Source organism: uncultured Pseudacidovorax sp., assembly GCF_913773995.1.
In the GTDB taxonomy this organism is placed as follows: domain Bacteria; phylum Pseudomonadota; class Gammaproteobacteria; order Burkholderiales; family Burkholderiaceae_C; genus Xenophilus.
Window position 1 is genome coordinate 1 of the sequence record NZ_CAJYES010000117.1, and the last position, 10,718, is coordinate 10,718.

Below are 10,718 nucleotides of genomic sequence, written 5' to 3' on the forward strand. Positions count from 1 at the left end.
TCAGAAAGGCCATGCCTGAAGGCGCGATGGACGGCGTCCACTGGTGCAGCGGCTGCTCCATGCCTTCCTTGGCCTTGAGGCCCTCGCCGATCGGCGCGCCACCGTAGTTGACGCCGTGCGTGATGACCGGCCAGCCATAGTTGCGGCCCGCCTGGTCGATGTTAATCTCGTCGCCGCCCTGGGCACCGTGCTCATGGGTCCACAGGCGCCCGTCCGGGGCGATGGTGGCGCCCTGCATGTTGCGATGGCCATAGCTCCAGATTTCCGGCAGCGCCGCCGCGCGGCCGATGAAAGGGTTGTCGGCGGGAGCGCGACCTTCGCGATCGACGCGGATCACCTTCCCCAGATGGTTGTCCAGTTGCTGCGCGTCGGCGCTGCGCGAGAAGCGATCCCCCATCGTCAGGAACAGCGTGCCGTCGCGGCCCTGAGCGATGCGGCAGCCGAAGTGCGCCCGGCTCGCCACCTTGGGCTGCTGGCTGAAGATCACTCTCACCTGATCCAGCCGGCGCTCGTCGGCCGACAACACCGCGCTCGCCAAGGCGGTGCCGTTGGTGCCGCTGGGGCCCGCCTCCGAGAAGCAGAAATAGATCGTCCTGTTGGCGCCGAACCCTGCATCCAGCGCCACGTCCAGCAGTCCGCCCTGCCCTTCGGCGACAACCGGCGGCAGACCTTCGACCGGCGGTCGGGCCCGGCCATCTGCGTCGATCACCCGCAGGCGGCCGGGACGCTCCGTCACCATAAAGCGGCCATCCGGCAAGAAAGCCAGCGCCCAGGGGTGGCTGAGGCCGGCAGCCACCGTCTCGGGCCTGGGTTGCGACGTTGGCTGCGCTTGGCTTGGAGGGGTCGCCAGCACCGCCAAGGCAAACGCAACCGACAAGGGACGAGAGAAATTCACTGGGACTCCTTCACCATGATCGTTCGTTCAGCCAACTATTTCACGATGACAGGCGCAGTGGGCGAGAGGTTCAATCTACCTGCAGCAATGAAAAGCGGCGCTGTTACAACCGCGTTTTTCATCATTTGCTGAAAGCTCTTCTAAATCAATGACTTAAACCTGACTTTAGATTTGCAAAATTGGTTGACACACCAGGGTGTCGTCCATATCCTACGGGCCCATGCGAATTTTCGTCCTACCCGCTCTGGCCCTGCTCCTTGCCACCGCAGCACACGCTGCCCCAGCAACCGACCGGACGACGGAAATGGACAAGCTCCTTGCCGACAAAGGTCTTCTCGGCCGCGTCGAGCACGCACGTCAGGCCGTGGCCGACAAGACCTCCGACCTGGTCGTCAGCGCAATGAGCTTCCTGGGCGTGCCCTACCGCCGTGGCGGCAACAACGCCGAGACCGGTTTCGATTGCAGCGGTTTTGTCCGCGCGATGTACAACCAGACCATCGGCATGGTCCTCCCCCGCCGCGCCGAAGAGCAGGCCGCCGCCACCGAAAAGATCGACCGCAGCGAACTCAAGCCCGGCGATCTGGTCTTCTTCAACACCATGCGCCGCGCCTTCAGCCACGTCGGCATCTATGTGGGCGATGGCAAGTTCATCCACTCGCCCCGCTCGGGCTCCGAGGTGCGTGTGGAAGACATGAACCAGAGCTACTGGACGAGCCGCTTCAACGGCGCCCGCCGCGTTCTGTCCGAGTCGGCAGGCGAATAAGTCGGACGCCTCCCGGTCCCAGCAAAAAGCCCGCTCTCGCAGCGGGCTTTTTGCTTCATGCGGCGCCGCTGGTGGCGGCAATGCCCGGAGCTGACCGGCGCGGCATGGCTGCCGCGTCGGATCTCCACACTCAGTCTTCCAGCTTCGACAGATCGCGCACCGCGCCCTTGTCTGCAGACGTCGCCAGCAGCGCGTAGGCCTTCAGGGCCGCCGAGACCTTGCGCGGGCGCGGCTGCGCCGGCTTCCAGCCCTTGGCGTCCTGCTCCTCGCGGCGCTTGGCCAGCTCCTCATCGCTCAGCAGCACGTCGATGGAGCGGTTGGGAATGTCGATGCGGATGCGGTCGCCCGTGCGGACAAGCCCGATGGCGCCGCCGGCCGCCGCCTCCGGCGAGCAATGGCCGATGGACAAGCCCGAGGTCCCGCCCGAGAACCGGCCGTCCGTCAGCAGCGCACAAGCCTTGCCCAGTCCCTTGGACTTGATGTAGCTCGTGGGATAGAGCATCTCCTGCATGCCGGGCCCGCCCTTGGGGCCCTCGTACCGCACCACCACCACATCGCCGGCCTTCACCTGGTCGTTCAGGATGTGCTCGACCGCCTCGTCCTGGCTCTCTACGACGTGCGCCGGGCCTTCGAAGACCAGCAAGCTGTCGTCGACGCCGGCCGTCTTGACCACGCAGCCATCCTTGGCGATGTTGCCGGTCAGCACGGCCAGGCCACCTTCCCTGGAGAAGGCATGGTCGATGCTGCGGATGCAGCCCTCGGCCCGGTCCATGTCCAGGCTGGGCCAGCGCGTGTCCTGGCTGAAGGCGACCTGGGTCGGAATGCCGGCCGGGCCGGCCATGTAGAAGCGCTTCACCGCATCGTCGCTGGTGCGCAGGATGTCCCACTGCTCGAGCGCATCTCCCAGCGTGGGCGCATGGATCGTCGGCACGTCCAGGTGCAGGCGGCCGGCGCGTGCCAGTTCGCCCAGGATGGCCATGATGCCGCCGGCGCGGTGCACGTCCTCGATGTGGTACTTGTTGGTGTTGGGCGCGACCTTGCACAGCTGCGGCACCTCGCGCGAGAGGCGGTCGATGTCGGCCATGTCGAAATCGATGCCGGCCTCCTGGGCCGCAGCCAGGATGTGCAGGATGGTGTTGGTCGACCCGCCCATGGCGATGTCCAGGGTCATGGCGTTCTCGAAAGCCTTCTTGCCAATGGCGCGGGGCAGCACGCTGGCGTCGTCCTGCTCATAGTGGCGCTTGGCGAGTTCGACGATCAGATGGCCGGCCTTCTTGAACAGGCCTTCGCGGTCGGCATGCGTGGCGACCACCGTGCCATTGCCCGGCAAGGACAGGCCCAGCGCCTCGGTCAGGCAGTTCATCGAGTTGGCGGTGAACATGCCCGAGCAGCTGCCGCAGGTGGGACAGGCCGAGCGCTCGACCTCGGCCAGGTCGGCGTCGCTGACCTTGCTGTCGGCCGCCATCACCATGGCGTCGATCAGATCCATCTTGCGGATCTCGATCTTGGCCGTGCCGGGCACCGCCAAACGCACCTTGCCGGCTTCCATCGGCCCGCCGGAGACGAACACCACCGGGATGTTCAGCCGCATGGCCGCCATCAGCATGCCGGGTGTGATCTTGTCGCAGTTGGAGATGCACACCAGCGCATCGGCGCAGTGGGCGTTGACCATGTACTCCACCGAGTCGGCGATGACGTCCCGGCTGGGCAGCGAGTACAGCATGCCGTCGTGGCCCATGGCGATGCCGTCGTCCACAGCAATGGTGTTGAATTCCTTGGCGACGCCGCCGGCGGCCTCGACCTCGCGGGCGACCAACTGGCCCAGGTCCTTCAGGTGCACATGGCCGGGCACGAACTGGGTGAAGCTGTTGGCGATGGCGATGATCGGCTTGGAGAAATCGTCGTCCTTCATGCCGGTGGCGCGCCACAGGGAACGGGCGCCCGCCATGTTGCGGCCGGCGGTGGAGGTCTTGGAACGGTAGGTGGGCATGGGTCGCTCGGTGCGCTCTCGTGAGGCAGAAATCGTCGGGGCCGGCATTGTCTCAGGCCCCACGCCACGGCAGCGGGCAGCGCGCCCATGGCAAAGCGGCCCGGCAGGACAACCCGAAGGTCGCCCGGCCGGGCCGCTGGACGCAGCCGGGAGGCTGCGTGTACGTGCCAGTCAGCGCTTCTGCGGCGGCAGGTCCGTGCAGGTACCGTGCGCCACTTCCGCCGCCATGCCGATGCTCTCGCCCAGCGTGGGATGCGGGTGGATGGTCTTGCCGATGTCGATCTCGTCCGCGCCCATCTCGATGGCCAGCGCCACCTCGCCGATCATGTCGCCGGCATGGGTGCCGACGATGCCGCCGCCCAGGATGCGGTGCGTCTCGGCGTCGAACAGCAGCTTGGTGAAGCCCTCGTCGCGGCCATTGGCGATGGCGCGGCCGGAAGCCGTCCACGGGAACAGGCCCTTCTTGACCTTGACGCCCTGCGCCTTGGCCTGGTCCTCGGTCAGGCCCACCCACGCAACCTCGGGGTCGGTGTAGGCCACGCTCGGGATCACGCGGGCGTTGAAGGCGGCGCTGGCCAGTTCCTTGTCGCCCTTCTGCTCGCCGGCGATCACCTCGGCCGCCACATGCGCCTCGTGCACCGCCTTGTGGGCCAGCATGGGTTGGCCGACGATGTCGCCGATGGCGAAGATGTTCGGCACGTTGGTGCGCATCTGGATGTCGACCGGGATGAAGCCGCGGTCGGTCACCGAGACGCCCGCCTTCTCGGCGCCGATCTTCTTGCCGTTGGGCGTGCGGCCCACGGCCTGCAGCACCAGGTCGTAGACCTGCGGCTCCTTGGGGGCGCCTTCGCCTTCGAACATGACCTTGATGCCGTCCTTTGTCGCCTCGGCACCCACGGTCTTGGTCTTGAGCATGATGTTGTCGAAGCGCGGCGCGTTCATCTTCTGCCACACCTTGACCAGGTCGCGGTCGGCGCCCTGCATCAAGCCGTCCATCATCTCGACCACGTCCAGGCGCGCGCCGAGCGACGAGTACACCGTGCCCATTTCCAGGCCGATGATGCCGCCGCCGAGGATCAGCATGCGCTTGGGCTCGGTCGCCAGCGCCAGGGCGCCGGTCGAGTCCACGACGCGCGGATCGTCCTTGGGCATGAAGGGCAGGTGCACCGCCTGCGAGCCGGCCGCGATGATGCAGTGGCGGAAGCGGATCACCTGCTTCTTGCCGGTGGTGGCCCGGCCGTCGCCGCTGGTCTCGTCCACTTCGAGGTGGTAGGCGTCCAGGAAGGTGCCGACGCCGCGCACGGTCGTGACCTTGCGCATCTTCGCCATGGCCGTCAGGCCGCCGGTGAGCTTGCCCACCACCTTGTTCTTGTGGGCCAGCAGCTTGGCGCGGTCGACCTTGGGCGCGCCGAAGTCCACGCCCAGATCGGCGAAGTGCTTGACCTCGTCCATCACCGCCGCCACGTGCAGCAGCGCCTTGGAGGGGATGCAGCCCACGTTGAGGCAGACGCCGCCCAGGGTGGCGTAGCGCTCCACCAGCACCGTCTTCATGCCGAGGTCGGCGCTGCGGAAGGCAGCCGAGTAGCCGCCCGGGCCGGCGCCGAGCACGAGGGTGTCGCACTCGATGTCGACCTGACCGCTGTAGCTGCCGGCGGGCGCCGGAGCCGCCGGGGCGGGTGCCGGCGACGGCGCCGCCGGCTTGGCCGCCGCTGCAGCGGGCGCCGCCGCGGCGGGCGCAGGCGATGCCGCCGGGGCCGAAGCCGGCGCGGCAGCCTCGGCCGCCTCCACCGTCAGCACCACCGAGCCTTCGCTGATCTTGTCGCCCACCTTCACGGCGACCGACTTGACCACGCCCGCGTGGCTGGAGGGAATCTCCATCGACGCCTTGTCGGACTCGACGGTGATGAGGGACTGCTCCACCGCGATGGTGTCACCCGCCTTGACCAGCACCTCGATCACGGCCACTTCGCTGAAGTCGCCGATGTCCGGAACCTTGACCTGTTGTTCGCTCATGCCGTGGTCTCCTTACAGCACGATGCGGCGGTAGTCCGCCAGCAGCTGGCCCAGGTAGGCATTGAAGCGCGCAGCCAGTGCGCCGTCGATGACGCGGTGGTCGTACGACAGCGACAGCGGCAGCGTCAGGCGTGGCACGAACTGCTTGCCGTCCCACACCGGCTTCATCTGGCCCTTGGACAGGCCCAGGATGGCCACTTCGGGCGCATTGATGATCGGCGTGAAATGCGTGCCGCCGATGCCGCCCAGCGAGCTGATCGAGAAGCAGCCGCCCTGCATGTCGGCCGCACCCAGCTTGCCGTCGCGGGCCTTCTTGGCCAGCTCGCCCATTTCCTGGCTGATCTGCAGGATGCCCTTCTTGTCGGCGTCCTTGAGCACCGGCACCACCAGCCCGTTCGGCGTGTCCGCCGCGAAGCCGATGTTGAAGTACTGCTTGTAGACCAGGGTGTCGCCGTCCAGGCTGGTGTTGAACTCGGGGAATTTCTTCAGGGCCGCGACCACGGCCTTGATGACGAAGGCCAGCATGGTGACCTTCACGCCCGACTTCTCGTTCTCCTTGTTGGTGGAGACGCGGAAGGCTTCCAGCTCGGTGATGTCCGCTTCGTCGTTGTTGGTGACGTGCGGGATCATGACCCAGTTGCGGTGCAGGTTCGCGCCGCTGATCTTCTTGATGCGCGACAGGTCCTTGCGCTCGACCGCGCCGAACTTCGTGAAGTCCACCTTCGGCCAGGGCAGCAGGCCCAGGGCCGCGCCGTCGGCGCCGCCACCGCCGGCCGGGGCCTTGGCCGCCTGCGCTTTGGTCTGCGTGACACCGACCATCACCGACTTGGTGAAGCCCTGCACGTCTTCCTGCGTGATGCGGCCCTTGGGACCGCTGCCCTTGACCTCTTCCAGCGGCACGCCGAGCTCGCGGGCGAACTTGCGCACCGAGGGCGAGGCATGCGGCAGGCCGGTGGCCGGCGTTTTGGTCGGATCGTGCGCGGGCACGCTCGCGGCGGCCGGCGCGGGCGCAGCGGCGGCCTGAGCCGGCGCCGGGCTCGCCGCCTGGGCGGGGGCCGGTGCGGGCGCGGCCGGGCCGGCGGCCGGCGCGGCGCCGGCGGCGCCTTCCAGCATGCCGATCAGGTCACCGATGTTGACCGTGTCGCCCACCTTGACCTTGAGCTCCTTGATCGTGCCGGCGGCCGGCGACGGAATCTCCATCGAGGCCTTGTCCGACTCGACCGTGATCAGCGACTGCTCGGCCTTGACCACGTCGCCGGGCTTGACCAGCACCTCGATCACGGCGACGTCCTTGAAGTCGCCGATGTCGGGGACCTTGATCTCGACCGGGCCCGAGGCCGCAGCCGGCGCCGCGGCGGCGGGTGCCGGCGCAGGCGCGGCCTGCGGTGCCGGCGCGGGCGCGGCGGCCTCGGCCGGCGCCGCAGCCGGTGCGGCCGGCGCGCCAGCGCCCTCGCCTTCCAGGATCAGGACGACGGAGCCTTCCTTGACCTTGTCGCCGACATTGACCTTGACTTCCTTGACCACACCGGCCGCCGACGACGGAATCTCCATCGAGGCCTTGTCCGATTCGACCGTGATCAGCGACTGCTCGGCCTTGACCGTGTCGCCGGGCTTGACCAGCACTTCGATCACCGCGACTTCGTCGAAGTCGCCGATGTCGGGCACTTTCACTTCCACTGCTGCCATGTTCGTGTCTCCCGCCTTCGAGGCGTTTCAGTTCCGTGGGTGGATTACGCGTAGAGCGGGTTGATCTTGTCGGCGTTGATGCCGTACTTCTTGATGGCCTCGGCCACCTTGGCCGCCGGCACCGCGCCGTCCTCGGCCAGGGCCTTGAGCGTGGCGACCACGATGTAGTGGCGGTTCACCTCGAAGTGCTCGCGCAGCTTGCTGCGGAAGTCCGAGCGGCCGAAGCCGTCGGTGCCCAGCACCTTGTAGTTGCGGCCCTTGGGGATGAAGGGGCGGATCTGCTCGGCGTAGGCCTTCATGTAGTCGGTCGACGCGACCACCGGGCCGGTGGTCTTGCCCAGCTGCTCTTCGACGAAGGGCACGCGCGGCGTGTCGGTCGGATGCAGCAGGTTCCAGCGGTCCGCGTCCTGGCCGTCGCGGGTCAGCTCGTTGAAGCTCGGGCAGCTCCACACGGAAGCGGCGACGCCCCAGTCCTTTTCGAGCAGTTCCTGGGCGAAGAAGGATTCGCGCAGGATGGTGCCGCTGCCCAGCAGTTGGGCCGTGGGCGCCTTGGCGTCGAGCGCGGGCGCCTGCTTGACCATGTACATGCCCTTGATGATCTGCTCTTCGGTGCCGGGCTGCAGGCCGGGCATCGCGTAGTTCTCGTTGAGCAGCGTCAGGTAGTAATAGACGTTGTCCTGCTTCTCCACCATGCGCTTGAGGCCGTGGTGCAGGATCACCGCCACTTCGTGCGCGAAGGTCGGGTCGTAGCTGACGCAGTTGGGGATGGTGTTGGCCAGGATGTGGCTGTGGCCGTCCTCGTGCTGCAGGCCTTCGCCGTTCAGCGTGGTGCGGCCCGAGGTGCCGCCCAGCAGGAAGCCGCGGGCCTGCATGTCGCCGGCCGCCCAGGCCAGGTCGCCGATGCGCTGGAAGCCGAACATCGAGTAGTACACGTAGAACGGCACCATGATGCGGTTGTTCGTGCTGTACGAGGTGGCCGCAGCGATCCAGCTGGACATGCCGCCGGCCTCGTTGATGCCTTCCTGCAGGATCTGGCCGGCCTTGTCTTCCTTGTAGTACATGACCTGGTCCTTGTCGACCGGGGTGTACTGCTGACCGTGCGGGTTGTAGATGCCGACCTGGCGGAACAGCCCTTCCATGCCGAAGGTGCGGGCCTCGTCCACCAGGATGGGCACCACGCGCGGGCCCAGGGCCTTGTCGCGCAGCAGCTGCGTCAGGAAGCGCACGTAGGCCTGCGTGGTCGAGATCTCGCGGCCTTCGGCGGTGGGCTCCAGCACGGCCTTGAAGGTGTCGAGCGAGGGCACGGTGAAGCTCTCGTCGGCCTTGACGCGGCGGTGCGGCAGGTAGCCGCCCAGAGCCTTGCGGCGCTCGTGCAGGTACTTCATCTCCGGCGTGTCGTCGGCCGGCTTGTAGAAGGGCAGGTCCGCCAGCTGGCTGTCGGGGATCGGGATGTTGAAGCGGTCGCGGAAGGCCTTGATGTCCTCGTCGCCGAGCTTCTTGGTCTGGTGGACCGTGTTCTTGCCCTCGCCGATCTTGCCCATGCCGAAGCCCTTGACCGTCTTGACGAGCAGGACGGTGGGTTGGCCGGCATGGTTCTGGGCGGCGTGGAAGGCGGCATAGACCTTCTGCGAGTCGTGGCCGCCGCGCTGCAGGTTCCAGATCTCGTCGTCCGTCATGTTCTCGACCATCTTGGCCGTGCGCGGGTCGCGGCCGAAGAAGTGCTTGCGGACGTAGGCGCCGTCGTTGGCCTTCATGGCCTGGTAGTCGCCGTCGTTGGTGTTCATCATGAGCTCGCGCAGGGCGCCGTCATGGTCCTTGGCGAGCAGGGCGTCCCAGCCCTTGCCCCAGATCAGCTTGACGACGTTCCAGCCGGAGCCGCGGAACTCGCCTTCCAGTTCCTGGATGATCTTGCCGTTGCCGCGCACCGGGCCGTCCAGGCGCTGCAGGTTGCAGTTGATGACGAAGATCAGGTTGTCGAGGTTCTCGCGCGCGGCCAGGCCGATGGCGCCCAGCGATTCGACCTCGTCCATCTCGCCGTCGCCGCAGAACACCCACACCTTGCGGTTGGCGGTGTCGGCGATGCCGCGGGCGTGCAGGTACTTGAGGAAGCGCGCCTGGTAGATGGCCATCAGCGGGCCCAGGCCCATGGACACCGTCGGGAACTGCCAGAACTCGGGCATCAGCTTGGGGTGCGGATAGCTCGACAGGCCCTTGCCGTCCACTTCCTGGCGGAAGTTCAGCAACTGCTCTTCGGAAAGGCGGCCTTCGAGGTAGGCGCGGGCATAGATGCCGGGCGAGACGTGGCCCTGGATGTAGAGCAGGTCGCCGCCGTGCTTTTCGCTCTCGGCGTGCCAGAAGTGGTTGAAGCCGGCGCCGAACATGCTGGCCAGCGAGGCGAAGGAGCCGATGTGACCGCCCAGGTCGCCGCCTTCGGGCGGATGGTGGCGGTTGGCCTTGACCACCATGGCCATGGCGTTCCAGCGCATGTAGGCGCGCAGACGCTGTTCGATTTCGAGATTGCCGGGGCTGCGGGCTTCCTGGCTGGGCTCGATGGTGTTCACGTAACCCGTGTTGGCCGAGAAGGGCATGTCCACCGTGTTCTGGCGGGCGTGCTCCAGCAGCTCTTCGAGCAGGGCATGCGCCCGTTCGGCACCTTCGTTCTGGATGACGGCCGACAGCGCGTCCTTCCATTCCTGCATCTCTTGCACGTCAGCTTCGTTTGCTGCGGCGCCAGTGGGTTTCTCGGGGTTGGCCGACATCCGGGTCTCCTTGAATCGGTGTGTACGTGGCGTACGTTAATTGAGAGAGGAAGAAAGGCCGCATCGCGCGGGCGGCGCAGTGTCTCATAAAAAAATGGCGATTCCAAATGGTGCCATAGAGTTTCTTATTATGAAATTCATGCTGCTATGCAGCAGAAATTGCCGTGCAGGCGCTCCCCTAAACTCGCCCGATGCGTCCTCCCCCCGAGCCCACCGCCGGCCATCCTCTCCCACTCGTGTCGTGGTGGCAACGCTGGTGGAAGCGCCAGACCCCGCCGCTGCAGGACAGTGTGGCGATGCTGGTTCCGATGGCGGCGGTGCTGCTCTTCCTGGCCGCCATCGTCGCGGCCTTCTGGTATCTGCGTGCCGAGGAACTGGAGCGTGAACGCGAATCCGTGCGCCGCGATGTCGAATATGCGCAGCAGCGGCTGCGGCTGCGCCTGCTGGAGCGGCAGGAGCAGTTGATGCGCCTGGCGCGCGACGCCAGCAACCACGAAGTCGACGCCATCGAATTCACCAGCCGCGCCGAGTCGCTGGTCAGCCAGTTCCCGGAACTGCAGGCGGTCAGCTGGATCGACGACCGGCTGGGCCAGCTCGCGCGCGAGCGCGTAG

General features: G+C 67.0%; 6 protein-coding genes and 1 pseudogene. 2 read left to right on the forward strand and 5 right to left on the reverse strand.

Annotation, left to right across the window (positions count from 1 at the left end):
* A partial coding sequence (locus QZ772_RS10820; protein WP_295525804.1) for a PQQ-dependent sugar dehydrogenase occupies positions 1-850 on the reverse strand: 850 nt, incomplete at its 3' end.
* A 265-nt stretch (positions 851-1,115) separates the two neighbouring features.
* Here QZ772_RS10820 and QZ772_RS10825 point away from each other — a divergent pair.
* Complete coding sequence (locus QZ772_RS10825) at positions 1,116-1,658, forward strand: C40 family peptidase (protein ID WP_234192093.1); 543 nt, start codon at positions 1,116-1,118, stop codon at positions 1,656-1,658.
* A gap of 130 nt (positions 1,659-1,788) precedes the next feature.
* Here the strand turns inward: QZ772_RS10825 and ilvD are convergent, their stop codons facing one another.
* The 4 genes from ilvD to aceE form a co-directional block, all read right to left on the reverse strand.
* Positions 1,789-3,648, reverse strand: a complete 1,860-nt coding sequence (gene ilvD / locus QZ772_RS10830) for a dihydroxy-acid dehydratase (RefSeq protein WP_295525794.1) — start codon at positions 3,646-3,648, stop codon at positions 1,789-1,791.
* A 171-nt stretch (positions 3,649-3,819) separates the two neighbouring features.
* A complete protein-coding gene (lpdA, locus tag QZ772_RS10835; RefSeq protein WP_295525797.1) occupies positions 3,820-5,661 on the reverse strand; it encodes a dihydrolipoyl dehydrogenase in 1,842 nt (613 codons plus the stop codon).
* 12 nt (positions 5,662-5,673) lie between these two features.
* Complete coding sequence (aceF, locus tag QZ772_RS10840) at positions 5,674-7,347, reverse strand: dihydrolipoyllysine-residue acetyltransferase (RefSeq protein ID WP_295525799.1); 1,674 nt, start codon at positions 7,345-7,347, stop codon at positions 5,674-5,676.
* Positions 7,348-7,391: 44 nt separating this feature from the next.
* The gene (aceE, locus tag QZ772_RS10845; RefSeq protein ID WP_295525802.1) at positions 7,392-10,106 is read right to left on the reverse strand and encodes a pyruvate dehydrogenase (acetyl-transferring), homodimeric type; all 2,715 of its coding nucleotides are present in this window, start codon (positions 10,104-10,106) and stop codon (positions 7,392-7,394) included.
* A 191-nt stretch (positions 10,107-10,297) separates the two neighbouring features.
* On the opposite strand from aceE, the pseudogene QZ772_RS10850 reads away from it, so the two are divergent.
* A pseudogene (locus tag QZ772_RS10850) lies at positions 10,298-10,718 on the forward strand (PAS domain-containing sensor histidine kinase); the annotation flags it as partial.